The 26306-nt window shown below is 55.8% G+C and carries 26 protein-coding genes and 1 tRNA gene; 13 read left to right on the top strand and 14 right to left on the bottom strand.

Annotated elements, in window-relative coordinates; all coding sequences use genetic code 11:
• The first annotated feature begins 154 nt into the window (after positions 1–154).
• Positions 155–230: transfer RNA gene (locus F4555_RS08985), tRNA-Thr, on the top strand.
• Between the two features lie 258 nt (positions 231–488).
• Here F4555_RS08985 and F4555_RS08980 read toward each other — a convergent pair.
• Together F4555_RS08980 and F4555_RS08975 are read right to left on the bottom strand one after the other, a co-directional pair.
• Positions 489–1385, bottom strand: a complete 897-nt coding sequence (locus tag F4555_RS08980) for a DUF4862 family protein (RefSeq protein WP_115325752.1) — start codon at positions 1383–1385, stop codon at positions 489–491.
• Positions 1386–1597: 212 nt separating this feature from the next.
• Positions 1598–2338 carry a FadR/GntR family transcriptional regulator gene (locus F4555_RS08975; protein ID WP_004014149.1) on the bottom strand — a complete coding sequence of 247 codons (741 nt, stop codon included), beginning with the start codon at positions 2336–2338 and terminating at the stop codon, positions 1598–1600.
• A gap of 118 nt (positions 2339–2456) precedes the next feature.
• Between F4555_RS08975 and F4555_RS08970 the strand changes: the two genes are divergently transcribed.
• From F4555_RS08970 to F4555_RS08945, 6 genes are all read left to right on the top strand, one after another.
• On the top strand, positions 2457–3791 hold the full coding sequence (locus F4555_RS08970) for an ABC transporter substrate-binding protein (protein ID WP_115325753.1): 1335 nt from the start codon (positions 2457–2459) through the stop codon (positions 3789–3791).
• 6 nt (positions 3792–3797) lie between these two features.
• Positions 3798–4748: a carbohydrate ABC transporter permease gene (locus F4555_RS08965; protein ID WP_004014151.1), complete on the top strand. Its 951-nt coding sequence runs from the start codon at positions 3798–3800 to the stop codon at positions 4746–4748.
• A gap of 1 nt (position 4749) precedes the next feature.
• A complete protein-coding gene (locus tag F4555_RS08960) occupies positions 4750–5622 on the top strand; it encodes a carbohydrate ABC transporter permease (RefSeq protein WP_115325754.1) in 873 nt (290 codons plus the stop codon).
• Between the two features lie 138 nt (positions 5623–5760).
• The gene (locus F4555_RS08955) at positions 5761–6867 is read left to right on the top strand and encodes a Gfo/Idh/MocA family protein (RefSeq protein WP_103758709.1); all 1107 of its coding nucleotides are present in this window, start codon (positions 5761–5763) and stop codon (positions 6865–6867) included.
• Between the two features lie 245 nt (positions 6868–7112).
• Positions 7113–7682, top strand: coding sequence for an NADPH-dependent FMN reductase (locus tag F4555_RS08950; RefSeq protein WP_004016076.1), 570 nt, complete (start codon positions 7113–7115; stop codon positions 7680–7682).
• A 430-nt stretch (positions 7683–8112) separates the two neighbouring features.
• On the top strand, positions 8113–8448 hold the full coding sequence (locus F4555_RS08945) for a histone-like nucleoid-structuring protein Lsr2 (RefSeq protein WP_004013749.1): 336 nt from the start codon (positions 8113–8115) through the stop codon (positions 8446–8448).
• Positions 8449–8590: 142 nt separating this feature from the next.
• Here F4555_RS08945 and ispF read toward each other — a convergent pair whose 3' ends face one another.
• The 5 genes from ispF to F4555_RS08920 all read right to left on the bottom strand — a co-directional run bounded on the left by ispF (position 8591) and on the right by F4555_RS08920 (position 13202).
• Positions 8591–9175 (bottom strand): 2-C-methyl-D-erythritol 2,4-cyclodiphosphate synthase, encoded by a 585-nt coding sequence (ispF, locus tag F4555_RS08940; protein ID WP_004014156.1) that lies wholly within the window; start codon positions 9173–9175, stop codon positions 8591–8593.
• Positions 9176–9374: 199 nt separating this feature from the next.
• Positions 9375–10058, bottom strand: a complete 684-nt coding sequence (locus tag F4555_RS08935) for a hypothetical protein (protein ID WP_115325756.1) — start codon at positions 10056–10058, stop codon at positions 9375–9377.
• Positions 10055–11590 (bottom strand): MFS transporter, encoded by a 1536-nt coding sequence (locus tag F4555_RS08930; RefSeq protein WP_115325757.1) that lies wholly within the window; start codon positions 11588–11590, stop codon positions 10055–10057. Before F4555_RS08930 ends, F4555_RS08935 begins: the two co-directional genes overlap by 4 nt.
• Positions 11591–11743: 153 nt before the next feature.
• Complete coding sequence (gene ispD, locus F4555_RS08925; protein ID WP_114989747.1) at positions 11744–12481, bottom strand: 2-C-methyl-D-erythritol 4-phosphate cytidylyltransferase; 738 nt, start codon at positions 12479–12481, stop codon at positions 11744–11746.
• 238 nt (positions 12482–12719) lie between these two features.
• Positions 12720–13202: a CarD family transcriptional regulator gene (locus F4555_RS08920; RefSeq protein ID WP_004013754.1), complete on the bottom strand. Its 483-nt coding sequence runs from the start codon at positions 13200–13202 to the stop codon at positions 12720–12722.
• A 141-nt stretch (positions 13203–13343) separates the two neighbouring features.
• Here F4555_RS08920 and F4555_RS08915 point away from each other — a divergent pair, with 141 nt between their 5' ends.
• A complete protein-coding gene (locus F4555_RS08915; RefSeq protein ID WP_004013755.1) occupies positions 13344–13583 on the top strand; it encodes a hypothetical protein in 240 nt (79 codons plus the stop codon).
• 154 nt (positions 13584–13737) lie between these two features.
• On the opposite strand, the gene F4555_RS08910 is transcribed toward F4555_RS08915, so the two are convergent.
• Positions 13738–14472 (bottom strand): phosphoglyceromutase, encoded by a 735-nt coding sequence (locus tag F4555_RS08910; protein WP_004013756.1) that lies wholly within the window; start codon positions 14470–14472, stop codon positions 13738–13740.
• A gap of 263 nt (positions 14473–14735) precedes the next feature.
• Between F4555_RS08910 and F4555_RS08905 the strand changes: the two genes are divergently transcribed.
• Both F4555_RS08905 and F4555_RS08900 read left to right on the top strand, forming a co-directional pair.
• The gene (locus F4555_RS08905; RefSeq protein WP_115325759.1) at positions 14736–15917 is read left to right on the top strand and encodes an aldose epimerase family protein; all 1182 of its coding nucleotides are present in this window, start codon (positions 14736–14738) and stop codon (positions 15915–15917) included.
• Positions 15918–16036: 119 nt separating this feature from the next.
• On the top strand, positions 16037–16867 hold the full coding sequence (locus F4555_RS08900) for an HAD family hydrolase (protein WP_115325760.1): 831 nt from the start codon (positions 16037–16039) through the stop codon (positions 16865–16867).
• Positions 16868–16992: 125 nt separating this feature from the next.
• On the opposite strand, the gene F4555_RS08895 is transcribed toward F4555_RS08900, so the two are convergent.
• The 6 genes from F4555_RS08895 to cysS all read right to left on the bottom strand — a co-directional run bounded on the left by F4555_RS08895 (position 16993) and on the right by cysS (position 24546).
• Positions 16993–17430, bottom strand: coding sequence for an RpiB/LacA/LacB family sugar-phosphate isomerase (locus F4555_RS08895; RefSeq protein WP_004013760.1), 438 nt, complete (start codon positions 17428–17430; stop codon positions 16993–16995).
• 137 nt (positions 17431–17567) lie between these two features.
• Positions 17568–19130 (bottom strand): FGGY-family carbohydrate kinase, encoded by a 1563-nt coding sequence (locus tag F4555_RS08890; RefSeq protein WP_004013761.1) that lies wholly within the window; start codon positions 19128–19130, stop codon positions 17568–17570.
• Positions 19131–19193: 63 nt separating this feature from the next.
• Positions 19194–20054: an HAD-IIA family hydrolase gene (locus F4555_RS08885; RefSeq protein WP_115325761.1), complete on the bottom strand. Its 861-nt coding sequence runs from the start codon at positions 20052–20054 to the stop codon at positions 19194–19196.
• 57 nt (positions 20055–20111) lie between these two features.
• Positions 20112–21092, bottom strand: a complete 981-nt coding sequence (locus F4555_RS08880; protein WP_004014162.1) for a DUF7973 family transport facilitator — start codon at positions 21090–21092, stop codon at positions 20112–20114.
• Positions 21093–21429: 337 nt separating this feature from the next.
• Positions 21430–22833 carry a sn-glycerol-1-phosphate dehydrogenase gene (locus F4555_RS08875; protein ID WP_115325762.1) on the bottom strand — a complete coding sequence of 468 codons (1404 nt, stop codon included), beginning with the start codon at positions 22831–22833 and terminating at the stop codon, positions 21430–21432.
• A gap of 96 nt (positions 22834–22929) precedes the next feature.
• A complete protein-coding gene (gene cysS, locus F4555_RS08870; RefSeq protein ID WP_114989742.1) occupies positions 22930–24546 on the bottom strand; it encodes a cysteine--tRNA ligase in 1617 nt (538 codons plus the stop codon).
• A 145-nt stretch (positions 24547–24691) separates the two neighbouring features.
• On the opposite strand from cysS, the gene rlmB reads away from it, so the two are divergent.
• The 3 genes from rlmB to F4555_RS08855 are packed head-to-tail and all read left to right on the top strand — an operon-like array spanning position 24692 to position 26273.
• Positions 24692–25756, top strand: a complete 1065-nt coding sequence (rlmB, locus tag F4555_RS08865) for a 23S rRNA (guanosine(2251)-2'-O)-methyltransferase RlmB (RefSeq protein ID WP_115325763.1) — start codon at positions 24692–24694, stop codon at positions 25754–25756.
• A gap of 38 nt (positions 25757–25794) precedes the next feature.
• On the top strand, positions 25795–26055 hold the full coding sequence (locus F4555_RS08860) for a hypothetical protein (protein WP_004013767.1): 261 nt from the start codon (positions 25795–25797) through the stop codon (positions 26053–26055).
• Positions 26052–26273, top strand: a complete 222-nt coding sequence (locus tag F4555_RS08855; RefSeq protein ID WP_004013768.1) for a hypothetical protein — start codon at positions 26052–26054, stop codon at positions 26271–26273. The genes F4555_RS08860 and F4555_RS08855 overlap by 4 nt, the downstream gene beginning before the upstream one ends.
• Positions 26274–26306 lie beyond the last annotated feature (33 nt).

Below are 26306 nucleotides of genomic sequence, written 5' to 3'. Positions count from 1 at the left end.
TGTGCCGGTTTTTTCCTGAATTTGTCGCCATGGCGCGTTATGGCCGGTTTTCCCTGGGGACGAGCCGGTAAAAACTATATTTGAGCCGCGCGGGTTTTCCCGCTAAACTTAAACTTGTCCTTTTTGCGGTTCGCTTGCGGGCGTGCCCAGGTAGGCCGCCTTAGCTCAGTCGGCAGAGCGATTCACTCGTAATGAATAGGTCGAGAGTTCGATTCTCTCAGGCGGCTCCACGATTTCCGCCCGTAAATTCGGCCTGCGTGGTACTCGGCGCCGATAGTTTCGCCTTGCGCCGAGATTTAGAAACACTCGGTTTCATTTTCGAATCAGCGGTTGGGCACAGTAACGCGCAGCTGTCACGTCCAGACGGCTCGCGCCGCTGGCTGGTTTGTCGCCGTGTAAACTTACGCTTGCGCGGCGATGGCACCTCATGAAGCCGCCGTAAACCTGCCGGTCGCACTCAGCTCCCGGACACGACCCCACTTGCCGGGCTATCCGAGAGCGGCGCGGTAAATGTTTTCCAACATCGCCACGCGCTGGGGCAAGGTGGCGGTCGGCGGCACACAAATCTTGGCACCAAGGTATTTGGTGCCCCCGGTTTGGGCGGCGGCCGCGCAGCGGGCGATTTCATGAGGTGTCAGCAACGAGGCGGGCTCATCGCTTGAGGCGGGCAGATGCCCGTCAATCCAAGCGTAGCCGTACTGGGTTTCCGCCGGTCCCGCCCCAGAGAACATCAGCCCGGCCAACACCCCGGCTTCGGCACAGGCTTTGATATGGTCAAAGGCGGTTTGGGCGTTCCGCCCTTCCACGACGCTCCGCCCCCAGTTAAGGTGAACCCCTAGCCCGAGTTCCCGACAGATAGCGATTTCCGCCTCTAGCGCCAGGAAGCCCTTTTCGGGTGCCTGGGTGGGAAGATAACGGTCACAGTGTTCCACGACTGGCTGAGCGCCGTTCCAATCCCACTCGCGCAACTGATCCAAGGAACGCCGGAAGGCCGCAGCATCGGCTTCGCGCGTGGGGGCAGAGTGCAGTTGCACCTTGGTGATGACGGCGCGCCCGGTGAGTTCCGCGAGCCTGGCCACGGCATCGCGAATTTCACGGGTGAAGTTCACGGCGGCTTGGCGGCCTGCTTCGTTTGGGGAGGCCAGGCCGAAATGCGGGTTTTTCCCGACATTTTGCATGGTTCCGGGAATAGCCGTGATGGTGTTGGTGTGCCAATGCGGTGCGATAACGGCAGCAATATCGCCAGGGTTGCTGGCTAATACTCCGGGATAAGGAATCTCGATACCGGAAACCCAAGGGGTTTCAGCGAGGAGCCGATAGTAATCCGCTTGCATTTCCGGGGCGGGCAGTGAGGCATATGCTCCGACCACAAAAGGCAGTTCCATGTGTTTTCCTTCCTAAATATTTCATTGTCTTGGGCTTTGAGACCTACGGTATTGGGCTTCACGTGCTTCTTTGAACAGCGTCAAGGCCTAGAGCTAGTACGAATAATCATAACAGCCGCAGCTATGCTAGTCAGACTTGATTGCATCGATGCGCTTTCAGTCTACCGACAACGAGAAACCTGTCAAACAACCTCGGATTCAAGTTTGGATTGCTAATCCTGGGTGGCTTCGGAGACGAAGTAATTCGGGTGCGGTAAGGATTCGAGGAGCGGCCTGTAGTGGTCGCGCAGCAAGTGGCGGTACTGAGCGGTATCGCCACTTTCTGCGGCTTCGAGGATGAGGCGGTGCTGAGTGGCGGTTTGCATCAGCTCTTTGCTGGTGCGCGGAGGAAGTTTGGGATAGACCACGTCTTCGATGTCCCAGAATGCGTCTATCAGCTGTACCAGTAACAGGTTGTTCGCAACTTTGGCAATTGTAAGGTGAAACTCGCGGTCGGCCTGCAGGAAAGGACGGCCTGTTCGAGCGGATTCCTCCATTTCGGCAACGATACGATGCAGGGGGACGGAGTAATTACCAGCGAGCTTTTTAACCACCTCACCAGCGTATCCGGCATCAATTTTGGCTCGCAGCTCAACGATGTCCCCAAAAGCCATTAACCCTCCGTTAGGCGTGAGGGCACCGCGAAAAATCAGAGACTGCACCATAGGCTGTAGACTCATATTGCTGACAAAAGTTCCTAGACCTTGACGAACCTCGACAATGTCCAAGGTGGAGAGAACTTTGATGGCTTCCCGGACGGAGGCACGGGATACATCCAAGATTTCGGTGAGTTCTGCCTCCGAGGGCAGCAAATCTCCGCTTTGTAATCCTCGTTCTAAAATCAAGTCCTTTATGGCTCGAACCACCGGGTTATCGGTGGCGCGAAAAGAACGGTTGCGCCTACGAGTACTCACGAGCCTCCAAAAATCTTATAGTTTTGATGCTTGACGTCGCACTAAAAGATGATATCATACCCGTATAACGTCAGACATCGGACGTCTGGTGTTTCAATTCCAACGAAGGAGTTCAAATATGTTCAAGAGCAAGAAAATCTTTGCTGGTTTGGCTGCCCTCGCGCTGACCCTGACTGGGTGCACCTCAGCAACGGAGCAGAAACCAGCGGCTGATGGAGAGCTGTCCGGGGAAATCACTTTCTGGTCGAGCTACACACAAGGCCCGCGTGCCGAATATATGCAAGAAATGGCAGATCGTTTCACCAAGAAACATCCGAAGGTCAAAATCAAAATCGAACTGTTCTCTTGGGGAGAGTTCTACACCAAGTGGACAACCGGGCTATCCACGGGCAATGTCCCCGACATCTCTAGTGCTCTGCCCAACCACGTTACTGAAATGATTGACGCAGACGCGATTACTCCCCTCGATGACGTAATCAATGACATTGGCAAGGATCGCTTCTACGAAGCAGCTCTCGCCGAGGGTGCTAAGGATGGTAAGCACTACTCAGTACCTCTCTATACGCACGCCCAGCTGATGTGGTATCGCAAGGATTTGCTGGAAAAAGCAGGTCTGAAAATTCCTCAAACATGGGAGGAACTCAGTCAAGCTGCGCGTAAACTCACCGATGGTAATATCTACGGCTTGTCGGTACCGATGGGAACCAATGACATGATGGCTACCAGGTTCCTCAATTTTTATGTCAAATCAGCCGGGAAGCGTTTGATAGGGAAAGACGGGAAGGCGGATCTCACCAACCAAACCGTCTATGATGCCATCAAATACTGGGCGGATATGTACAAGAATACTTCCCCCGATGGCTCGGTGAACTACAACGTGCTCGACCAGGCTACCTTGTACTACCAAGGGAAAACCGCTTTTGATTTCAATTCGGCATTCCATATTTCGGGGGTGGAGGCCGCTACTCCTGATTTGATGGATAAAATCGGTGCTGTTCCCTTGCCGCGCATGAAGGCCTCAGACCCGGTATACGGCGGGGAGACCACGAACCAGCCCATGGTGGTGTGGAAGAATTCCAAGCACCCCGAGGTAGCTAAGGCATTCCTGAAGACCCTTTACCAAGATGATGACTACATTCGCTTTCTGCACTCTGTCCCGGTAGGGATGATGCCGGCCTTGAAGGACATTGCTAAAAACAAGAAATTCTTGGCCAATCCCTACATTGAAAAGTACCGCTCTATCGTTGATGCCCTCAACGAAGTCATACCCATGGGTACCTCCATCGGCATGGAAGACGGCCCCACTTTGCAATCCGGCCTTATCACCAGTCAAGGGGTTATTGAACAAATGATGCAAAATGTTGTGCTCAAAGGGCAGGATGCCGAAACAGCGGCGAAAGATGCCGAAAAGAAGCTCAACGACATGTTCAAGGCTGCTGGTGCCATTAAGTGAGGCCTGATGAACGTGAAAACTCGTGATGCGGGGCTTGTCCAAGATGCGGGAAGCCGTGAGAAAAAGCTAAGTCAGGGAATAAAAAATATCAACTGGACGGGGATTGCCTTCGTTGCACCCTCGGTAATAGTGGTGGTGGCACTCCTGTTTTACCCATTGGGATCTTCCGTACACTATTCGATGACCAACAAGAACCTGATTAAAGCTCATTACGAGCTGGTCGGGTTGGACAATTTTACCCAGCTCCTCACGGATCCCACATTTTGGCAAGCCTTCGTCACTTCCATCAAATGGACGGCACTTTCGATTGTGGGACAGCTAGCGCTTGGGTTCATCCTGGCGATGGCTTTGAACAGAATTAGAAGGTTCTCCGCCTTGTTCCGCACCCTTTTGATAATCCCCTGGGCATTCCCCGCTGTAATCATTGGTTTTGGCTGGAAATGGATTCTCAATGACGTGTACGGTGTGGTACCGAACGCGCTGGCAGACATGGGTTTGACAGATGGTCTGGTGGCTCTACTTGCCGACCCAAAGGCCGCCTTTTGGATGGTACTGTACATAAACGTATGGTTTGGAACCCCACTGTTTATGGTCAATATCCTCTCGGCGTTGAAAACTGTTCCTGGGGATCAAATAGAGGCTGCGACCGTAGACGGGGCCAGTGCCTGGAAGCGCTTCTACTACATTACGCTGCCACACATCCGCGCCGTTATCGGGCTCCTCGTGGTTTTGCGCACAATCTGGGTGTTTAACAATTTTGACCTGCTGTTCTTAATTACTGGAGGGGGACCCGGGGATGCTACCACGACGCTGCCGATATTCGCCTACCGGACTGGGTGGGGTCTGAAACAGTTGGGTATGGCTAGTGCGGTGACTATCCTCCTGCTGGTGTTCCTAATTTTGGTGGCCAGCATCCTGTTCCGCTTCATAACTCGTTGGGAAAAGGAGACTAGCTAAAATGAGCCTTGCGACCAAACCGGCGAAGAAGTTCAAGCTCAGCCACAATGCCAGTCGCACGCTTGTTAGCGGATGCGCCTACGCGCTGCTGTGCTTTGTGTCTTGCGTATTTGTGTTTCCTCTGCTGTGGATAGTTATGTCCAGTTTCAAAAACAGTGTGGACTTGTCCAGCGACCCCACAGCATTGCTGCCGCAACACTTTACCTTGGAAAACTACCGACACGTACTCTTTGACATGGGATTCATCACCAATTTGAAGAACAGTTTCATTGTGTCGATTGTCACGACCATCTTGGCAGTGGTAATTTCTTGTTTCGGTGCCTACGGCATCGTACGGTATTTCCCTAGAGTCGGCAGACAGATAACTCGCCTACTGGTAACCGCCTATATGTTTCCCCCGGTATTGTTGGCCGTGCCCTATTCGATGGTGCTGGCAAAAATCGGATTGGTAAACACCTACACTGGGCTGGTGCTGGTGTATTTGTCCTTCTCAATCCCTTACGCACTGTGGATGTTGGTAGGTTTTTATCAAACCGTGCCGCGTGAGATTGAAGAGGCCGCAGCTGTAGATGGAGCCTCAAAACTCCATATTTTTGCCCGGATTGCAACCCCTATCGTGGCTCCCGGGATTGTGGCCACCACTATATACACTTTCATCAACGCATTCAACGAGTTCTTGTACGCCTTGCTGTTTATGGGGACGTCGGACAAGATGCCAGTAGCGGTGGGTTTGTACTCTCTTACGGGAACGGAAGTGCTCGACTGGGGGGCGCTCATGGCAGCATCCACATGCGTAGTAGTGCCTTCGGTCATCGTGTTTTTGGCCATTCAAAAATACGTGGCTGCGGGGCTTACAGAAGGGTCGGTGAAATAGAGTTAACCGACGTTTAACAACAGTTTCAAGCGGATTAACCGCCTCAATGCATCAGGTGAAATTTTTGGGTATTCAGAATACTCACGGCTGGTGTGTGCAAAATTCAACCATCTCACAATTTGAAACAGAGGAAATCAAATGACAATCAACTATGGTGTTGTTGGTTCCGGTTATTTTGGAACCGCAGAAGCACTCGCTCTCCAGGCTCTAGATGGAGCCAATGTTTGGGGAATTTACGACCCAGAAAATGCTGCCGAACCGGCGGCAAAGGTTGGTGCCCAAGTCTATAAAACCATGGCGGAATTGGTTCGAGACCCGGATGTTCAGGCAATTGTTGTGGCATCACCAAACGGGAAACATGTGGAACCAGTCTTGGTTGCGGCTGAAGCTAAAAAGGCCATATTTTGTGAAAAACCTATTGCTCTAAACTATGCCGATTGCAAGCGTATGGTCGATGCGGCCAAACAAAATGGTGTGTTCTTTATGGCTGGACATGTGATGAATTTTATGAATGGGGTACGCCTGGCCAAAAAGATTATTAGGGAAGGAAAGCTCGGCAAAGTGCTGTTTGTTCGCGCGGTCAGAAACGGCTGGGAAGGCCAGCAACCCAGCGTGTCATGGAAAAAAATCCGTGAACTCTCTGGGGGGCACCTTTACCATCACATCCATGAACTTGACTGTGTCCAATCCATCTTAGGACCGGCCCAAAGCGCCACTATGATTGGCGGCAACGTGGCACATAGAGGGGAAGGCTTCGGGGATGAAGACGATATGTTGCTAATCCAGTTGCGCTTTCCAAATGGAGCCTTCGCTACTCTCGAATACGGGTCAGCTTTCCGCTGGCCTGAACACTATGTGCTCATCCAAGGGGAAAAGGGAGCTATCAAAATTGATATGCAAAACACTGGGGTAAGCGTGCGTATTGACGGCAAGATAGAGCACTACTTGCTGCACAGAAACGAAGAAGAGGATGCCCAGCGCACCGCAATCTACGCCAACTCTGAGACCGATGGAGCGGTTCAATACGGAAATCCGCACAAGGTGCCGCCTCTTTGGCTAGCTGGCATCGTTGAAGAAGAAATGCGCTACTTCCACGGCCTCATGCAAGGAGCCAAAGTGGATCCGGAATTTGCCAAACTTACTGACGGCACTGCAGCCATGGAAGCAATTGCTACGGCCGATGCCGCCACTCGTTCCCTAAAAGAAGGTCGAACCGTCAAAGTGAGCGAAATCACCGGCGAATAGGCTGTCTCAAAGGGCTATGTATACAAATGTGTCAGGAAACGCAAGGGGGTGATATCGGGTTGGAGTGACAGCGGAACCCGTCAAAATCGGGAATTAAATAGTTTGGGGCTGCGTCTTTTTATCTCCTCGTGGACGCAGCCCCAACTTGTTTGCACTCCCATTTCGAATCCGGGGTCGGGATGCGCCGAAGGTAGGCCTTGATATAATAGATGAGCTGTATAGGACTGACAGAAAGGTGTATAAATATGTCCAAGAAAGTTGCGGTTTTGGTTGGTAGCTTGCGTAAAGGTTCCATTGCGCGGAAAATCGCGCTCAACGCTATCGAAATGTTCCCCGCGGGATTCGAGGCGCAAATCGTGGAAATCCGCGATTTGCCACTCTATGATTTTGACTATGACGACCCGGCGGTAGAGGATAAGCCTTTGCCCGCCGTGTACACCGAATTCCGGGAAACCATCAAGTCTTGCGATGCGGTATTGTTTGTCACCCCGGAAAATAACCGTTGTATCCCAGCGTGCCTTAAGAACGCGGTGGATATCGGATCGAAACCGAATGCGGATGTAGCGTGGAAGAATCTGCCGGCCGGGATTATCAGCCATTCCGTTGGGAAAATGGGGGGATACAGCGCCCAGAAAAACCTGCGCCTGGCGCTTAGCTATTTCGATATGACGCTGCCTGGCCAGCCCGAGGTGTTCCTGGGGCAATCCCCGACGCTTTTGGACGAGGCTGGCAAGTTTAATAATGAAAAGACCCGCGACTTTGTTCAAGGTTACATCAACCGGTTAGTAGCGCTGGTTGAAAAGGGCTGCTGCTAGGGTGCGGGGGCGCCGTAATTGGTCGGATTACTTTTGACTGGTGAGGACGGGTTCATGAGGTGCCATTTAAATGGCACCTCATGAAAAGCAACGAACATACCTGAAACCAATAAAGCAACCCGGCACATCCCCGGCTCGGTCTTGGTCGGCCACCGACCAAGACCGCTTTTAACCCCCAAATAACCCGAAATCAACCCCATATAATCCCTGACAGGCTTCATCCGCCGCCGAGAGTCCAACAGATATTAAGGCAATATCGGGTTGTTTACACGTAAGACAACGGTGAGGTGCTGTAAAACCTAAGAACTTTCCAGATAAAAATGAATATGGGGTACCTATTCAACGGGTCGCGCTTGATAATCTATACTTAACCGGGTTATCATCGTTATGTTATTCCACTTTCTATTACTTTCAAGGATTGGAGACCTTTATGGCAAAGAAAGTTACTACCGTTCTGATTGACGATATCGATAAGGGGCCAGCCAGCGAAACCGTCGCGTTTGCTTTGGACGGAATCAATTACGAGATTGATTTGAGCGTTACTCACGCCAACGAGTTGCGTGAAGATTTCCGTCGTTGGACGGAAGCGGGTCGTCGGGTACAGGGACGTCGTCGTCGTGGTACCGGTGCTCAGATTGATTACGCGGCACGCGAATACAACCGTAAGGTGCGCAAGTGGGCGCTAGAACGCGGTATAGATGTCAGTGATCGTGGTCGCGTGCCGAGCTCGATTATGGAACAATACAAGCGCGAAAATGGCGAGTAATCCCGGTTTCTGTTGCTAGGGGGACTTGGTCTGAATACGGGATTTGTGGCTTGGTGATATCTTCTTGGCTTACTGCCGAACTCATATTACCGAACCCTTATTGTCTACCTTTGTGGGGCGAGTGCGACTGGTGATTATCGGTTTAATCTCTCCGGTTAATTGTTCGCGATGTTCGCAATGCGGTTCGCATTATGGTTCGCGGTCGATAGCATTGGCGCAATAAACAAATCCCTAAGGCCGCCAGTCCTTCTTTATTCCCCGTGAAACCCATCCGATCCGTGGTGGTCGCGGTGAAACTCACGGGGGCTTGCAGAATCTGAGAAAGAGCCGCGCGAGCGGCATGGTAATACGGCGCGAGACGCGGAACCTGGCCGATGACCTGAACCGAGGCATTGACCACTTCCCAGTGCTCGCGCCGCAGCTTTTCCATGGCAGCTTCCAGAAACACTCGGCCGGCCGCCCCGGCGTATTCGGGGCGGTCAACCCCGAAGTTAGACCCTAAATCCCCTAAATCTGCCGCCGACAGCAGCGCGTCGGCCAGGGCGTGCGCGGCTACGTCCCCGTCGGAGTGCCCCTCGAGCCGGGGCGCGTCAGGAATCGCCAGGGTCGCTATCATGAGGGGCTGACCGGGATCCGCCGCCGCCAACGACCCGTCGGACTGCCGCGCGAAACGGTGGGCATCGAAACCTTGGCCAACTCTCAAATCCATGGTTTCATCATAGCCCACGGATATTTAGCCGCGATGACCTCCCCGACTTTAGGACGGCTAATTTGGACAAACCCAGGGGACGCGCGTGATGAATCCGGGAAATTTTGGCCTGGGACAACCGATTTAACATCCAGGCCGTTTTTTCCTGAATTTGCCACAAAACACGAGACTCAGGCGCCCCCAGGTTTATTTTGGGCTAAAAGCCCAAAATAAACCTTTATTTAAGGTAAATCCGCCCCAGCTGCACAAAGAAATCCTCGGCATAGGCGGCCAGGGTTTCATCCATCCCATGCTGTGCCCGGTCGGCCACCGCCACAGCCAGCAAAGCGTTGCGCTTGCCCGTGAAACACACATCCAGGGACTGGGTTTTCCCGCTGCGCGTCACGGTTTGGGTAAACCCGGCCGGACAGGCCGAGCCGGCAAACGGCTTCACCGAAACCTTCGTGACGTGACTCCCAAAGGTAACAGTGGCGTTGCGGCAGGTCGCGGCTTGTTTCCGGATTGTACCCAGCAGCGTAGCAACGTCCTTGTCGCTGGGCGCCAGGAATACTTGCGCACTTGATTTGCCGGTGGTGCTGGTGGCTGCCAGCGACGGCCAATGCAAGTTCGCCAACGCAAACGAGCCTGGCAGTACGTCTTGACAGCCCTCGCCTTGCACCTGGGCGGAGTTCGCCTCGCTGGCCAAAAGCTCAAATTGTTGGCGCAGCTGAACCGACTTGTCTTTGTTGTACGGCACCAGCGCTTCGCCCGCCAGCGGCAAATCCTTGAAAATATGGGCAGTATCCCCCACGTCGGGCGACCCGGCGGCCGGTTGTGAATCCACCACAGTGCCCCCGCAGCCCGCCAGAATCCCCGCCAGCGCTATTCCGGTCAGCGCTGCGCCCAGCTTCCGTGCTTTCATCGTTCGGCTCCTTCCGTGGTGGTGGCTTCCCTTGGAGTAGTTTCGTTGGGGGCGGCCGCGCCGCCCTGGTTTTCCTCGGTTTCACGAGGTGCCATCCCGGAATCCGACGTTTCGCCCGCCACCCCGGCTAGCGCCTCATGAACGGGAGCCCCACCCGCACCGAGGCGAGTGTCCTTCACCGGCAACAACAACAGCAAGCCCAGCAACAGCACCAAAGCGACCCCTAAGATGCCCCAGTATTGCGCCTGTTCGTGAACCGGCAGCATCGAGCCGCCAACCCCCGTGGTCACCGCCGTCAACGCCGGGTCATAGAAGGGCGTCAGCTGCGAGCCCACCCCGATGAACAGCGCAAACATCAGCGGTGCCAACCAAGTCACGGAGCGACCCGTGGTTTGGTACAAGCCGAAAACCTCGCCTTCGTGTCCGGGCGGGATGCGCCGCGACAGGAAGGAACGCGAGGCCGACTGGGCTGGGCCCACCCAAATCGTCATGAACAGCCCGAAAGTCCAAAACACGATTTTCCCCCGGTCGTGCAAAAAGAACACCGCCACACAGGTACCCACCAAGGCTATCAAGGAAATCAGCATGACTTTCTTGGGACCAATCCGATCGTCTAGAATCCCGAAAGCCGAGGTCGCGACGCCGGCGATAATGTTGGCAGCCACTGCGAAAAGAATTACTTCGCCGGCGGAAAACCCGAAGGTCACCCCGGCAATGATACCCCCGAAAGTAAACACCCCCGACAGCCCATCGCGGAAAATCGCGGAAGCCACCAAGAAATACAACACGTTGGGGGCTTTGTGAAACAGCCAGACAATCGTGCGGAACAAGCGGCGATAGGATTCCCACAGGGTTTCGCGGGGCAAATCCTCGCTGCCAGGTACGACGCGCCCCCGCACCGTGAAAATCACCGGCGCGAACATAATCACCGACCACAGAGCCGACACCAGCATCGCCACGCGCACCCCCATGCCGTTGGCGGTGTTGATACCCATAAAGTTTTTCTCGGTGATGAAACCATAGTTCAGGAACATCAACAGGATAATCCCTCCGAAATACCCGCTGGCCCAGCCAATACCAGAGACCCGCCCCACGTTTTCCGGGGTGGAAATCCGGGGCAACATAGCATAGTAATTTACGGTGGCGAACTCGAAGAACATAGTCATCACCGCCAGCAGCCCCACGCCCAGCCACAGAAAGTTCGGGTGGGGCACCACCAGGAACATTCCCGCCAGGCACGCCACGACGATGGCAGAGAAAACCATTAACCAAAACGTGCCTTTGCCGCGCCGATCTGCGCGTTGCCCGGTAATTGGGGCGGTCAGCGCGACAATGATGCCGGCGACGGTCATCCCGATGGAAACCGCTTGAGAGCTTAACGTTTGGTTGCCGAAACTGGCGGAAGTCAGGTACACCGTGAACACGAAGGTGGTGGCGACCGCGTTTACCGAGGCGCCGCCCGCGTCCCACAGGCACCAAGAGATTAATTGAATCAACGAGCCCGAAGAGGCTTTCTTTGCTTTACTTGCCACGGATTTAGACTATCGGTTTTTCGGGAGTGTTGGCTTTTTTTCGGCGCGAAAGTCGGGGGTCGGGGGTGCGCTGGGGATAAGAATACGTAACTGGTGCGATTTTGGCCGCATCGTCGGATATAGGAAGATGTGGTCGAAATCGCACTGGTTACGTCAGCCAGCCTCGGGGCAATCGGAGTTGGCGAGCAGTTGCGCGACTTGCAGGTCGAAAGGCGTGGTGATTTTCAGGCTGCGCGGCGAACCGGGTACTACCGCAACGGGTATCCCGGCAGCTTCCGCTAAGGCCGCGTCGTCCCCGAAGGCGCTGGTTTCGGTGGCGGCGCGCGCGGCGAAACGCCGGTGCAGTTCCAACAAGGTTGGCAGCGGGAATCCCTGGGGGGTTTGCACGGCGCGCAATTGGGAGCGGTTCAGGGTGTCGGTTACCACTTCGCGGGCGGGGGTGGAAACGTTACGCACCATCTTGATGGTATCCAACACGGGGGTCGCGGGAATCACCGCCGGGCAGCCCTGTTGCAACGCTGCCACGACCTGGGAAAACACGGTGGCGGGCGTAAAAGGGCGAGCGGCGTCATGAACTAAAACCAGGTCAGACTCGGTGATTGGGGCAGCCACATCCGCGAGAGCCTCTAAGGCCGCCAACACTGAGGCCTGGCGGGAGGCGCCCCCCGGGACGACCAGCGGAGGTGGCGATGCGGATTGGGCGGCTACCTGGGAGAAGTCGGCGAGGTAGGCGGGCGGCGCGCTGATAACTACCAGGTTACTGGGCGGCAGGTGGTGCAAGGCGTGTGCCAGCAGGGAATCCGACCCTAGCGTGACCAGAGCTTTCGGAGTGTTGGCGCCCAGGCGGGTGCCAGATCCGGCCGCAGTGAGAACAATGAATAAACGTGACATTTTTTAAGTGAGTCGGTACTGGAGTCGGGAGAAATGCGCCGAAGGACGAAATTTGGGTTTTGAACCCGGCAGAAATTCAGGAAAAAATGGGGGTGGGGCTCTGTATATTTGAGCCTCACCCCCAAAAAATCCTCGATTTCTGCCACCTGTCCCGGTGCTAAGAATCTGTGTAAAACCCGAGAGGCGGTGGCGGGGAAAAGAAAAGCCGGGGGTACCCGGCTTTTCCCGATATTCAGATTTAGGAGGCGAGAACCTCGTCGAGACGGTTCGAAGCGTCTTCTTCGTTGGTTTTCTCGGCCAAAGCGAGTTCGGAGACCAGAATCTGGCGAGCCTTGCTCAACATGCGCTTTTCCCCAGCAGACAGACCCTTTTTCGAGTCGCGGCGGGACAAGTCGCGGACGACCTCGGCCACTTTTACTACGTCACCAGTGGCGATTTTCTCGACATTGGCTTTGTAGCGGCGCGACCAGTTGGAGGGTTCCTCGGTTTTGGTGGTTCGCAGTACCTCGAAGACGTGCTCCAGGCCTTCTTTGTCCACGACATCGCGGACTCCAACCATTTCCACGTTTTCCGATGGAATCTGGATGGTTAAATCGGCCTGTGCTACTCGCAACTTCAAGTATTCGCGTTCCACACCCCCGATAACCCGTGTCGTGATTTCTTCGATTACAGCAGCTCCATGATGAGGGTACACTACGGTTTCACCGACGGTAAAAGTCATATTATTAAATCTCCCGTTGTTGAGGTGGATATACCCATTCTATCACGAAAGCTGGTATAAGTTAAGAGTTTAAGTTATGTTTTTAGGCGCGAATACTGGAAACCGCACCGGGGCAGGTGGGAATCATAAAGAGGGGGATGCATGTACCAGAACCGCCACTCCCATAGACGTTTGCGAGCCAAAAAAAAGTCGCAGGCCATTGATTTAACCAATGCGGCGGTGAAACGGAAATCCGCCTTGGCGGCGTGGAAATCCTTGGCGGGACGAGCCGGGGACTTGGCCTTACTGCACGGGCGCGACGCGGAGTTGCTCGACCCGCCGGTCTATCGCGTCCGGCGCACGCGCCGCAATTCGGTGCCCACCAAGGGCACCGAATTTTAGAAGCCTGGAGCTGGCGGCGCGCGGCTGTTTTTGCACCATCGCTGCCGCCGCCCTGGACGATACCAGTAACGGCGGAGCCCGGGGCTCCGCCGTTACGGTTTTAAATCAAAATTCGACCAGTGAAAATAACTGTCTAAGCTGTGATTTAGACTGACTATTTACCCTGGTTGGCGACGGCCTTGATGGCGTTTTCCGCCGCTTGCGGGTCGAGGTAGCGACCCGGTGCCACTGGCTTCATATCTTCACCCAACTCGTAGTAAAGCGGAATCCCGGTCGGGATATTCAGACCCGAGATTTCCTCGTCACTAATGGAATCCAGGTGCTTTACGATAGCACGCAGCGAGTTGCCATGGGCTGCAATCATCACGGTCTTGCCGGTCTTGAGATCGGGGATAATCGCATCATTCCAGTACGGCAAAGCGCGTTCCAACACGTCTTTGAGGCATTCCGACAAGGGAATCGGCTCGCCCGCGTAACGCGGGTCGGCGTCCTGGCTAAACTCGGAGCCTTTTTCGATAGCGGGCGGTGGCACATCGTAGGAACGGCGCCACTGCATAAACAGTTCTTCGCCGTATTCATCACGAATCGCCTTTTTATTCATTCCCTGCAGGGCACCATAGTGGCGCTCGTTCAGCCTCCAGGTGCGACGCACCGGAATCCAGTGGCGGTCGGCCGCATCCAGCGCCAGGTTCGCAGTCATAATCGCGCGGCGCAACAGAGAAGTGTGCAGAATATCGGGCAAAATTCCCTCGGATTTCAACAGTTCACCGCCGTGGGTGGCTTCGGCGCGGCCCTTTTCGGACAGCGGCACATCGACCCAGCCGGTGAACAGGTTTTTAGCATTCCATTCGCTCTCGCCGTGGCGGAGCAACACCAGTTTGTATGTCATGCCTATATTCTTGCACACCACCAGGCCGCTTGTTGCGTTTTGGCGGTGGCTTCATGAGGTGCTAGCCGGGTTGTTTACCGTAACCCGGGATACTGCCTTGCTTTTGAACAGAATCGTATTGCCGACAGAAATTGGGGAGGTTTTGGGGGTCAGGCTCCAATATACAGAGCCGCACCCCCCCATTTACCCAAACTTCTGTCAGATATCCCACTCCCGCTTAAACTGTTAGTTACGGGCGCATAAGGTAAAGCGGGGATTGTGGTATGAACAACAGAGTTTTTGGGGAATTAGGCGGGGAAACCATCCGAGCCTATACGATTGGTGTACCCGGCGGACTGACAGTTGAAATTCTGGACTGGGGTGCATCCATTAATAGTGTTCGTCTGGATGGCAAACCTGAAAGCGAAGTTGCGGTTGGTTTCGCTGATGTTTCGAGCCGCCAAGATGAATACTTCGGAGCGATAATCGGCCGGGTTTCCAACCGAATTAAATCAGCCCAGATTGACATAGATGGCCAGCAATTCTTGCTAGCACCTAATGAAGCTGCAAACACCTTGCACGGCGGACCACAGGGCTTTAGCGCTCGTCGTTGGACAGTAAACCCAGGCGACGTGGCCGAAAGAGCCGCTGACGCTGAATTGGAGAATCCGGGCGGAACAAAGGTTGCGGACACCTTGCATCTGAGCCTATTCAGTCCTGACGGCGACCAGGGATTCCCCGGGAATGTTTCGGTAAACGCCACCTACCGGGTTGCGGGGTGTACCCTCGGCCTCGAGATGGAAGCCACCACCGATGCGCCCACCGCGCTGTCACTGACCAACCACGCCTATTGGAACTTGGCCGGAGCGGGCACTATTGACGGGCATCTGGTGGCGGTGGATGCGGATTACTATTTGCCGATAGATGGGCAATCCATACCCACGGGAGAGCTATCCGAGGTCACGGGAACCCCATTTGACCTGCGGACTTTGTCCCCAATCGGCCGGGCTTTGCGCCACGCTCACCCCCAGATTGGGGCGGGTCGGGGGATTGACCACACGTTTTGTGTGCGCGGACGGGGAATGCGCCGCCACGCCCGTGTGGAGCACCCGGACAGTGGCCGCGCCATGGAAGTGTGGTCGGATCAGCCAGGAATCCAGGTGTACACTGGGAATTTCTTGGACGGGTCGCTGGTGGCACGCGGTGGCGCGTGGCTGCGACATGGTCGCCGGAGCCACGCTCTAGATGGCAAAGACCCAAAAAAACGGCAAAATTCCATTTTAGCCAAAGCGCCTCGCGATACCTCCGCTGGAACTACTCTAAGGCGTCTCCGAGCTGGCGACGCGCTGGCACTGGAACCGGGATGCTATCCCGACACGGTACATCACCCAGAATGGGGGAATATTATTTTGCGTCCCGGGGAAAAATGGCGTTCGCGCATCGAGTGGCGCCTGGCAGCAACATAGTCTCGCCCTGGCACTTGCGGCTTTGCCGCTCAAGGTGCGCCGACTAACACCTCTGTCGAAAACCGACAAACCCCAGGCCAATATTGCAAAAAGCTCTGTGAAATGAAAAGGTACTGGGTATGGAGGAAAAGCACATCTCGCGAGCCGAACTTGACCCCGTTAAACTGGCGATTTTCGACGTGGATGGCACCTTGGCGCGCGACGATGCCATGCTGAGCCCCGCCACCTACCAAGCCTTGGGGCGCCTGGGGGAAAGCGGCATCACCGTGGTGATAGCCACTGGGCGCACCCGCAACGCTTCTGCCGAAATCCTGAATCGCGCCGGAGTCCCCGGCTATATCGTCAGCTACAACGGTGCCCTCACTATGCACCATCCCACCGGACGAGTTCTTGACATTTCCCCGTTGAATCGGGATTTACTTTCGGAATGCTGGATGCTTGACAGTGAACACCACCTGGAGCTGACAGTTTTTTCGGATCAGAAAATCTATTCCCGAGTTGACGGTGAAGCGCGTCGCCTGCTGGGTATCGCCTGCAACGAAGAGCCAGTTCTGATTGAAAACCTGGCGGATATTGACCGCGACCCCGACCACAGTGTGCCGTTGAAAGCTATGTTCTACCGGGATGCTCAGTACGTCGATGAACTGCGCCGCGTAGTGTTGCAACGCTTTCCCTTCGCGGTGCAAACCTTGCCGGAGTTCATCGAATTGGCCAATCCGCATATCAGCAAGGCTCACGGTTTGGAATTGATTCTGAATGATTTGGGCTTGACATGGTCACAGACCCTGGGGGTGGGGGACTCAGAGAATGACATGCAATGGCTGCCGAAAGTCGGGATTTCCCTGTGCCCCAGCAACGCGTATGACTGTGTCAAGGCTATCTGTGATTACCAGATTGGCTCCAATGATGAAGACTGCGTGGCGGCCTTTATCGATTCCTGGTTAGGTTAGTCCCATCATGGACACATAAGCGCTTTGATAAGATAATCTACTGGATTAAACCCCAGATCACAGGTTTACCTTGAGGCCGAGATATCCGAAATTTGGGCTTATGCGTCCATGACAGACAACAATACCTAGTCTTCGCGCTCAAACTCGCAAATCCGCGCGACTTTCGCCCCGCTGCGCGAAGCCGGATCGAAGGTGTACTTGAGATATTCCTCTAGGAACATCTCGGCCGATTTCACGCCCACGACCTGCGAGCCCATCGCAATTAGATTCGCGTTATTACTCAGCGTGGCGCGCTGTGCCTGGTAAATATCCGTCACACACGCACAATACGCCCCCTTGACCTTGTTCGCCGCAATCGACACCCCGATGCCGGTGCCACAAACCAGCACACCCCGGTCGAATTCCCCGGCGGCCACAGCCTTAGCCACCGCCACGGCCGTATTGGCGTAAATCGGGTCTTCGGCGCCGAAATCTTTGACCTCGTGTCCAAGCTGCTGGGCTTTCGCAATCAAAGCCAGTTTCAAATCGGCCGCGTTAGGGTCGCATCCAAATGCTATCTTCATAGTTTTTCCTCTCTGTTATCTTGTTTCTTGCGTTAATTTTAGGGGTTCATGAGGTGCCATCCGGGAAAACTCGCGTAAACCCGAACTGGCACCTCATGAACCCGAAGTACCCGAGGCACCGAGCCGAGCCGCACCGGTTACGAAATGTGATCCACAGTCTTGTGCGTCAACTCGGCCATTTGCGGCCACGCGTCCATATACTGTTGGACAAAGAACTTGTATTCCTCGTGGCGATTCATATCCGGTTCAATCACGTCGGATTCGTGAACCATGTTGCGTGCCGCATCCGCGAGTGTCGGATAGAGATTCACGCCGACCGCCGCCAACATGCACGAACCCAGTACCACCGCGTCGCCGACCTCGGTTAAGGTAGCAGGAATCCCGGTGACATCCGCATACATCTGCATCCACACGCGCGACTTGGTGGCACCCCCGCAGTACACCAGCTTTTCAGGCTTGAACCCGCCGTCGGTCATGGCCTTTAAATTGTGAGCCGTGCCGTAGGCCACGCCTTCCATAATTGCGTGATAGAAATGCTCGGCGGTGTGCGACAAGGACAGCCCCCACACCAGGCCACGCGCCTTGGAATCCGTGTAGGGCGTACGGTTGCCCTGGAAGTATTCGTTGACAATCAAACCATCCGAGCCCGGTGGGATATTAGCGCATGACTTGTCCATCACTTCGTAGGCGTTCAGCCCAATGCGTTCGGTAGCATTCACCACGTCACGGGCGAAATTGTCCTTGAACCACTTCAATACTGAACCGGAAGACACCGAGGATCCCTCGACGGTGTACTGGCCTTCCACCACCGCATCGGTGTAGCCGCCCATGAAGCCTTGGCCGTAAATCGGATTTGAACTTTGCCCACTCATGACCTGGGAGGAACCGGTGATAATCGCCAGCGACCCGGGTTCCACCGCGCCGAGGCCGATTTGGCCGTGCCAAGCATCCCCGCCGCCTTGAATCACCGGAATTCCGGGGGTTAGACCCAAATCGGTGGCGGCTTTCACCGAAAGCCCCTCGACGGGTTGTCCCAGGGGCAAGACATCTTCGGGAAGTTTTTCGAACACGTCCCCGCAACCCACGGCCTCGTAGAATTCCACCGGCCATCCGCCGTGGTCGCGATTGTAATAGGCGCGAATCGCGGCGGTGTTCAGGTTCGCGGTCCACCGCCCGGTCAGTTTGTAGGTAATCCAGTCCGGGGCATCGACCAACCGGTAGGCCGCCCGGTAAATCTCGGGCTCATTGTCCTTGAGCCACGCGGCTTTGAACGGATACCATTCGGCGGTAACTGGCATAGTGCCCCCGCCGTTGTACAGTTTCGCCCAGTGATCAAAAACATCGCCGCGCGCGGCCTGCTCGGTGGCGCGCACGTCCATCCACATGATGGCGTTGCGCAGTGCATTGCCTTCTTTGTCCAGGGCTACCACCGTCATAGTGGTGGCATCGGCGCAGATGGCGGCGATGTGTCGGGCGGGAATCCCGGTTTGGTCGAGGACTCGGTACACCGAGGCTTTGAGAGCTTCCCACCAGTCGTCGGGGGATTGTTCGGCCTGTCCGGGTCGAGGGAATTTTGTTTCGTACGGGGTGGCGGCAAATCCCATGGAGTTGCCGCGCAAGTCAAAGATGGCGGTGCGACACGATTCGGTGCCATAGTCGATTCCGAGCAGATACGGTCCTTCGTAACCAGGTGAAACCACGATGTTTCCTTTCTTTTATGGTGGTTTTGGGGTGGGGTTCATGAGGTGCTAGCCGGGCTAGCGTCATGAATTGTCAATCCACCCTAGTTCTTTCCAGGTTTCGACCGGGATGAGTCTGTCCACCCGGTCAAGTAAATAAGTTGGCTGATCTTTGGGGTCAAGAGCCTCGGCTTCTTGCCAGGTGGAGTCCCCGGTCAGGGGCATCGCCGAGTCTATACCGGCCTTTACCGCCATTTGGATATCAGTGCCGAGTCGGTCGCCTACCATCAGACAGTTTTCCAGTTTCACATCCAGGCCAGCCAGGGCTTCCACCAGCATTTCCCGGTTGGGTTTACCGACCACCATTTCGCACTGACACTGGGTACAGGCTTCGATGGCGGCGATGATGGCGGCACAGTCGGGTTCACCGCGACCTCCCGGGAAGGGACAGTAGCGGTCGGGGTTGGTAGCGACCAGTTTGGCGCGTTTGTGAAACCAGATAGCGTCGAAGGCGATTTGGAGTTTACGATAGTCAAAAGTGCGGTCATAGGAGGCCACCACAATGTCGATTTCGGCGGGGTCTTCAGACAGCTTTATTCCCGCCGTTTTAAAGGCGTTAATCAGGGGTGGTTCCGCGATAGGGAACACCGTGGCCTCGGGATGATGCTCCCGTAGCCACTTAGTCATGGTGACTACGGTGTTGGCGACTTCGGAGATATCGGTGGGTAGTCCCAGTTTCTCAAGTTTTTCGACGTAGAGTTGGGGGTCTTTGGTGGGGTTATTGGACAGGTAGCGGATGGGGAGGTGGCGGGCGCGCAGCTGTTCAATCATCCTTTTAGCACCGGGCAGCAGGTGGTCACCCAGATATATGGTTCCGTCCATATCGAAGATATAGGCATCATAGAATTTGGTGGGGAATCTGAGTGGCACCTGCTGCTCGGTCATATTGGCTCCTTGTGTCGGAATGGTTAGTGGTGATTGTGGATTTGCCGCGCTGGGTTTTTAGCCCAGAACCGAGGACAAACCGAGGATAATAGTGGTGGTAGGCCAGATAGCTCCGGCGGGGGGATCAATGTGGGTGTCACCGCCGTCGTAGCAAAGATGGGCAATAAACTCGGCCACGAGTGCCGCAATCATACCGAATACCACTCCGATGACCAGAGCCACATAGAAGTTGTAGCCCACGACTGGCAGGAACTTGACCGCAGCCAAAGCCGCCATAATCGTCATGTGGTGGGTGACCGGAACTTTTATCCCGAAGCAGATGATAAAGATGCAGATGGCGGACAACGCGAAGGGCAGAGCCTGAGAGTTGGCCATAATCACGTCAGCAATCCCTTTATCGGCAGTGTGGTGTGCGAAGTGCGCCAAGGTCAAAGCGATTCCCGCTCCGAACAGACCGGAAAAAGCCCCCAAGGTGAGGTACTGGGAGGGTTTTTCTTGCCAGTCCAGCCAGCGTTTGGTGCCTTCTGGTTTGGAGACCCACGCGAAGGGCTTGGTTTTTGAGAAGCAAATCCGGGCAATGATGCCGGAAATGAAAACGGTTAAAGCCACCGAATCGGTATGGGTTCCAAACCAAGGAATCATGGCGATTCCCTTTTGCAGGAGGTATCCGCCCACACCGAAGACCGCCCCGACCAGTAGCACGTCGGGGTGTCCCAGACCCGCTAGGGGCTGGTTAATATCCCGGCCGCCGCCAGTGTCCGCCATGAGCTTCTTTTTTCCGGCCGCATAGGCCGAAGCCGCCACGCCGCCGGCAAAAGCTACGTGTGGCCCGAAAGCCGGCCCGAAGGCCAAATAAGTGAAACCAACATCAGAACCGGTGGCGTAGGCAATAGCGAAGGCTACAAAAATCGCTATCCCGGTAAATCCGAAGGCATTGTTGGCGCCGATAGCGGCACCAAAGAAGCCCCCGCCTATGGAGGCTATCAAACCGAAAATCGTGATACTTTCCACGAATTGCATTGCTAAGTCTGGAGTCATTATTTTCTACCTATTCGAGTGGGAACGTCACCTGTGACGTTCGCGTGTCTTATTTGGTATCCAGGAACCGTGTTGTTCCCGATGTCGATATTAAGTTGTGCGTTATTCAATTTTGTTTCATCGAGGCGTTCAACAACCCCGACGGAAATCCTATATTACCTGATTAGGACGTATTGGACGACAAATTTTGGGATAAAAAACCTCTCCTGCACTTTCGAGCAGGAGAGGTACCCAGACTTGAAATAAATTTCAGCTACAGTGTCGACAACCTCCTAATCCCAATTCGGGATTACCTAAGAGGGAGTCTTTCGGCTAGCGGCTTTATCCGGCGAGGGCTTTATTCGGCGTGGCGGTGTTGCCCCCAGAAACCTTTGGGGCCAAAGAGACGATAAACCATTTGATCCAAAACCCCCAGGTCGGTCAGAATATCCAAAATAGTGTAGCGGCTGCGAATCATTTGAGCCTTGAAATATGTGGTACGGAAGCGATCCCAGTCGATTTTAATCATTTCCGGATGGTAGGGAGCTCCCACGGCTTTCAGCCGATTCCACACGTCTTGCGGGTCAAGTAGCTGCGAGGAGCAGCGTTCCTTAATGGTTGGCCATTTTTCTTTAAGCAAGTCGATGCGAGCCCGCAGCTGTGCGCCTTCCACCCGCTTGTTTAGCACATGTTTTACGGCTTGTTCGGCGATAATTGGGTCGAAACAACCTCGAACCCGCGCCTCTAGGTATTCCGGGGTTTTCACGGCCGCCTCGGCGCGTTCCACGTCAAAATCGTTCACGTCCAGGCGCAAAAACTCTTGCCACAAGGCACAAGACGCAATGGTTCCAATCCCGACCTTAAACCCGTGAGTCAAAGGCGGTTCCCAATCCAGCCCATGTCCTTCCATTTCCCAGGTGTGTGAAAACTGGTGTCCCGCACCAGAGGCTGGACGCGAAGAATTATGTGCCTGCATCGCCAAGCCACTCATGATTTGGCCTTCACCTAATTTAGCGATGGCCTCTGCCTTACCCGCGCGACAGCCGTCCGGGTCGGCTAGGGAATCCAGAAGGGGACCTTGCACCAGGCTCCACACGTATTCATCTATCGGCTCGATACCGAGTTCGTCAGAGAGAATCCAGTCCGCCCCGGCGGGAACCTTTTCAATCAAGTCCCCGTATCCGGTGGCGGTTAGCCGCAACGGAGCCTGGCATAGCACGTCAATGTCCATCACCAAACCGGCCGGGGCGGCACAATCACGAGTAATCTTGAAACCATCGCGGGAAATCGAAGCGCCGAAAGCCGCGAAACCATCCACCGAGGCCGCCGTGCACACGTTCAGGTACTCACGTCCCAGTTCATGAGAGGCCAGTTTCGCGTGATCATTCAAAGTGCCAGAACCAATGGAACAGATAATCGCGTCAAAAGGCCGGGCGTATTCGCGCACCACCGAGGTCGTGTCATAATCGGCGTAAAGCGTGGGGGATCCGGGGAAAATCTTGGGTTGGTCAGCCAACTCTACCCCGGCGGCCCGGAGCGAAGCCAACACCGGCTCCCCGCAGGCTTTAAACGTGTTTTCGTCGGCTATCACCAAGGCTTTTTTGCCTGGGAAAAGCCGGGTGAACAGCGAGCCGGTTTTATCCAATACGCCTTGGCCGAACTCGATGCCCCGGGTTTGGGTAGCGGTTTTTAAGGCTTGTTCTATCAGTTTCGTCATTGAATCCTCCTTAAGGGTCACAGTTTCGTCTAGATTGTATCCCATTGACGATGGACACATAAGCGAGTTATTGAGAATGCTTGATAAAGAGATAAGGCTGTGACCTGGGATTTCGCCCAACCTATTACCTTAGCAAAAGGTTTATGTGTCCGCAATAGATTTAACGCGATACGTAGCCCCGGCGGGGGTGTCGGTGATTTGCAGGCCACTGGCTTCCAACAGGTCGCGCAGGGCATCAGCCCGCGCCCAATCCCGGGACTGTTTAGCCGCACCGCGCTGTTCCAACAGCGCTGCTACCAGGGATTTCAAGCAGTCGACGCTGGGGTCTTTGCGGTTTTTCGACCCGGCTCCAGCGCTGGCACCACTGTCGGAAGCACCCCAAGCCGAATCGGCCGGGTCAAGGCCGAGCACATCCAACATGGCTCGCAACTGCAGGGCTTGCGCCGCCGCAGCGGCGGTATCGCCGCTGGCCAAGGCGCTGTGCCCGGTTTTCACGGCACGGTGCAGCGCGGGCAGCGCGCCGGGCACATTCAAATCATCGTCTAGGGCGGCCACGAAATCTTCGGGTAGCGTCACGTCCGCGAGTTCGCTTTGCCGCGCCAAATCCGGGTTTTCATCGCCATACTTGTCTGTGAGCGGCGCGGAGGCGGGGGGGACCGGGTCGGGTTCCCCCGGATTCATGAGGGGCTTGCTCGAATTTACGGCGTTATCCGGGATGGCACCTCGTGAATTCGACATCCCCGCGCAACCAGCGGCGGATTGGACGGCCGAAACAAAACCCGCGAACTTGTCCCACAAACCGGCGGCTTGCACCAGGGTGTCCTCGGAAAACTCCAGATTAGTGCGGTAATGCGTGGCGATTACCGCCAGACGCACCACCGGCGCGGGCCACTTTCCCAGCAGGCGGCGCACCCCAACCACATTGCCCACCGATTTCGACATTTTTTCGCCCTTCAAGGTCAGCCAGGCATTGTGCATCCACAGCCTAGCGAAGCCCCAGCCGGCGCCGTGAGACTGGGCTTGTTCATTCTCGTGGTGGGGGAAACGCAAATCCAGCCCGCCCCCGTGAATGTCAAAGGTATCCCCCAGATAGGCTTGGCTCATGGCGGAGCACTCCAGATGCCAACCCGGCCGACCCCGACCCCAGGGGGCATCCCAGGCGGCATCGGCGGGTTCCTCTGGTTTCGCGGCCTTCCACAAGGCAAAATCGCGGGGGTCACGTTTGCCCGATTCAGTTGCGGCATCGATTTGCGCGGCATCCTCGGTGGTGGCCAGGTCAGCCACGCGCTGGTTGGTAAGTGAGCCGTAATCCGGCAGACTTTTCACCGCGAAGTACACGTTTCCCGCCGTGTCGGCATAGGCGTGACCCCGGTCGAGCAGGCGCTGCACCAGGGCAATCTGCTGGGGAATATGCCCGGTGGCATGTGGGGTTACGTCGGGGGGCACCGTGTTGAGCGCCCGGTAGGCCCAGTCAAACTCGCGTTCGAAATGCGCGGCCAGCGCCCACCACGGCACGCCCAGTTCGCGGGATTTCTTCAGGATTTTATCGTCGATATCCGTCACGTTGCGCACGTAAGTGACCTCGAGGCCACTGCGGCGCAGCCAGCGCACCAGCACGTCAAAATCCAAGGCCGCCCTAAGGTGTCCCAGGTGGGGGGCACCCTGGACAGTCGGCCCACACAGATACAGCCCGACCTTCCCCGTGTTTAGGGGCTTAAATTCACGCACCGCGTGAGTGGCGGAATCGTAGAGTTTCATAAGACCAGTCTAGCATCGAGGGTTTTACCGGTGCCTATCGGGGCGACGCATACCATGAGTTGCACCCACGCAGCGACTGGGCGTCTCGCAAGCGGTCGCGCCCGCAAGTGTAGCTACGAGTTGTCAGAACAGGTAAAATGCCAGAATGAAGAAAAAAGGCACCGGCGGTCACGGCCGCAAACGACTGGCAGGCAAAGGCCCCACCCCGAAAGCCTCCGATCGCACCTACCACCAGGCCTACCGCGATCGGATTGCGGCCGAAAAGAAAGCCACGCATACTAATGCCCAGCGCAGTCGAGCCGCCGCCAAAGACCACTATCGCCCGCATACTCGTGCCGGGGCAGAACTGATATTCGGCCGCAATCCCGTGTCTGAGGCCGCTGTGGCCGGGGTGCCGTTCAAGCGCTTGTTTGTGGCTTCGACCATTATGAAAGACCCCAAACTGGCCAAGGTGGTGGAACGTGCTTCGGCCAGCGGGGTGCCCCTGCGGGAATGTTCGGCTGCGGACCTGGATCGCCTCACGGAGGGTGGAGTCCACCAGGGTATCGCCGCTGAGCTCTGCGCCTACCAGTACTTAGACGTGATGGAACTGTGGGATTTGGCGGTGGCGCGTGCCGAGGCCGCTGGTCGCGCCGCCTCAGCTGGTTGCGCCGTCGTTTCGCCCGCCGTTCATGAGGTGCCATCCGGGGTTCTGGGCGAAACACCAAAATCTGACCTGGCGCCTCATGAAACCGTGGCGACCAAGCCCCCCACCCACCCGCCGCTGTTGGTCGCCCTCGACCAGATCACCGACCCGCACAACCTCGGCGCCGTGCTGCGCTCGGCCGCAGCCTTTGGGGCAGATGGCGTGATTATCCCCGAACACCGCGCGGCCTCGGTGAACGCCGCCGCCTGGAAGGTCAGCGCCGGGGCGGCCGCGATTGTGCCGGTGGCTCAGGCCACAAACCTGACCCGGGCGCTGCAAGACCTTAAACGCGCTGGGGCCTTTGTTATTGGCCTGGACGGGGGCGGGGACGTGGCGCTGCCCGACCTGCAGCTGACCGACGTGCCGCTGGTGGTCGTGACCGGGTCGGAAGGGCGGGGGATTTCCCGCCTGGTGCGCGACACTTGCGACCAAATCGTCTCGATTCCGATTGCCCCGCGCATGGAATCACTGAACGCGGCGGTCGCCACCGGCATCGCCCTGTACCAGATAGCCGTGCGGCGTTAACTGCCGATACCGAGCCAAAACCTTGCTAAAATCTTGGTATGTCAAAGATTATTCCGAGCGCGTATAAGCACGGTTTTACCGATGCTGATATTTTGTGCGCCTGGGATAATTATGTTTGGCAGATTGTCGAGGTTCAAGAACCGCCCAAAGTCATTAGGCTCGGATACGATTCCAAAGCTCGGGCTTTGGAAGTCGGCGGCGTATTTGACAGCGAAGACTGGTTGATTATTCACGCGATGAAAGCCCGAAAGAAGTATTTGCAACAGGTACCGATGCCTGTCAGGGGGTATTTGCTATGAGTTTGAGTGAAGCACAGTTACAGCAGCTAGCCGATGATTTCGAGGTCGGCTGGAGTGAAGCGCGGTTGCAACACGCGAAAGGCTCCTTTGGGCCGGGTCTGGTTGATTTCCTGCCGGCGTTTTTGTACGAACGCTTGCAGGCAAAAGCTCGCGAACAGGGCAAGGGCGACTTTGAAGTTATTCAAGACGCACTGAAAGCCTACCTGATACCGGCGTAGCTAAACACGCACTGATACCAGGGGGAAATTTCT

This window comes from Mobiluncus mulieris (assembly GCF_014204735.1).
GTDB classification, from domain to species: Bacteria; Actinomycetota; Actinomycetes; order Actinomycetales; family Actinomycetaceae; genus Mobiluncus; species Mobiluncus mulieris.
Note: the sequence above shows the minus strand (reverse complement) of the source record. Positions and strands in the feature narration are given on the sequence as shown.

Bases quoted from the DNA above. Each gene is read 5' to 3' on its own strand.
- F4555_RS08905 (WP_115325759.1), top strand. From the start codon at position 14,736: ATGAACAACAGAGTTTTTGGGGAATTAGGCGGGGAAACCATCCGAGCC.
- ispD (WP_114989747.1), bottom strand. From the start codon at position 12,481: ATGTCACGTTTATTCATTGTTCTCACTGCGGCCGGATCTGGCACCCGC.
- F4555_RS08960 (WP_115325754.1), top strand. From the start codon at position 4,750: ATGAGCCTTGCGACCAAACCGGCGAAGAAGTTCAAGCTCAGCCACAAT.
- F4555_RS08980 (WP_115325752.1), bottom strand. From the start codon at position 1,385: ATGGAACTGCCTTTTGTGGTCGGAGCATATGCCTCACTGCCCGCCCCG.
- F4555_RS08900 (WP_115325760.1), top strand. From the start codon at position 16,037: ATGGAGGAAAAGCACATCTCGCGAGCCGAACTTGACCCCGTTAAACTG.
- F4555_RS08915 (WP_004013755.1), top strand. From the start codon at position 13,344: ATGTACCAGAACCGCCACTCCCATAGACGTTTGCGAGCCAAAAAAAAG.
- F4555_RS08885 (WP_115325761.1), bottom strand. From the start codon at position 20,054: ATGACCGAGCAGCAGGTGCCACTCAGATTCCCCACCAAATTCTATGAT.
- F4555_RS08965 (WP_004014151.1), top strand. From the start codon at position 3,798: ATGAACGTGAAAACTCGTGATGCGGGGCTTGTCCAAGATGCGGGAAGC.
- F4555_RS08875 (WP_115325762.1), bottom strand. From the start codon at position 22,833: ATGGGATACAATCTAGACGAAACTGTGACCCTTAAGGAGGATTCAATG.
- cysS (WP_114989742.1), bottom strand. From the start codon at position 24,546: ATGAAACTCTACGATTCCGCCACTCACGCGGTGCGTGAATTTAAGCCC.
- F4555_RS08880 (WP_004014162.1), bottom strand. From the start codon at position 21,092: ATGACTCCAGACTTAGCAATGCAATTCGTGGAAAGTATCACGATTTTC.
- F4555_RS08935 (WP_115325756.1), bottom strand. From the start codon at position 10,058: ATGAAAGCACGGAAGCTGGGCGCAGCGCTGACCGGAATAGCGCTGGCG.
- F4555_RS08970 (WP_115325753.1), top strand. From the start codon at position 2,457: ATGTTCAAGAGCAAGAAAATCTTTGCTGGTTTGGCTGCCCTCGCGCTG.
- F4555_RS08945 (WP_004013749.1), top strand. From the start codon at position 8,113: ATGGCAAAGAAAGTTACTACCGTTCTGATTGACGATATCGATAAGGGG.
- F4555_RS08895 (WP_004013760.1), bottom strand. From the start codon at position 17,430: ATGAAGATAGCATTTGGATGCGACCCTAACGCGGCCGATTTGAAACTG.
- F4555_RS08950 (WP_004016076.1), top strand. From the start codon at position 7,113: ATGTCCAAGAAAGTTGCGGTTTTGGTTGGTAGCTTGCGTAAAGGTTCC.
- F4555_RS08860 (WP_004013767.1), top strand. From the start codon at position 25,795: ATGTCAAAGATTATTCCGAGCGCGTATAAGCACGGTTTTACCGATGCT.
- F4555_RS08920 (WP_004013754.1), bottom strand. From the start codon at position 13,202: ATGACTTTTACCGTCGGTGAAACCGTAGTGTACCCTCATCATGGAGCT.
- F4555_RS08855 (WP_004013768.1), top strand. From the start codon at position 26,052: ATGAGTTTGAGTGAAGCACAGTTACAGCAGCTAGCCGATGATTTCGAG.
- rlmB (WP_115325763.1), top strand. From the start codon at position 24,692: ATGAAGAAAAAAGGCACCGGCGGTCACGGCCGCAAACGACTGGCAGGC.
- F4555_RS08910 (WP_004013756.1), bottom strand. From the start codon at position 14,472: ATGACATACAAACTGGTGTTGCTCCGCCACGGCGAGAGCGAATGGAAT.
- F4555_RS08955 (WP_103758709.1), top strand. From the start codon at position 5,761: ATGACAATCAACTATGGTGTTGTTGGTTCCGGTTATTTTGGAACCGCA.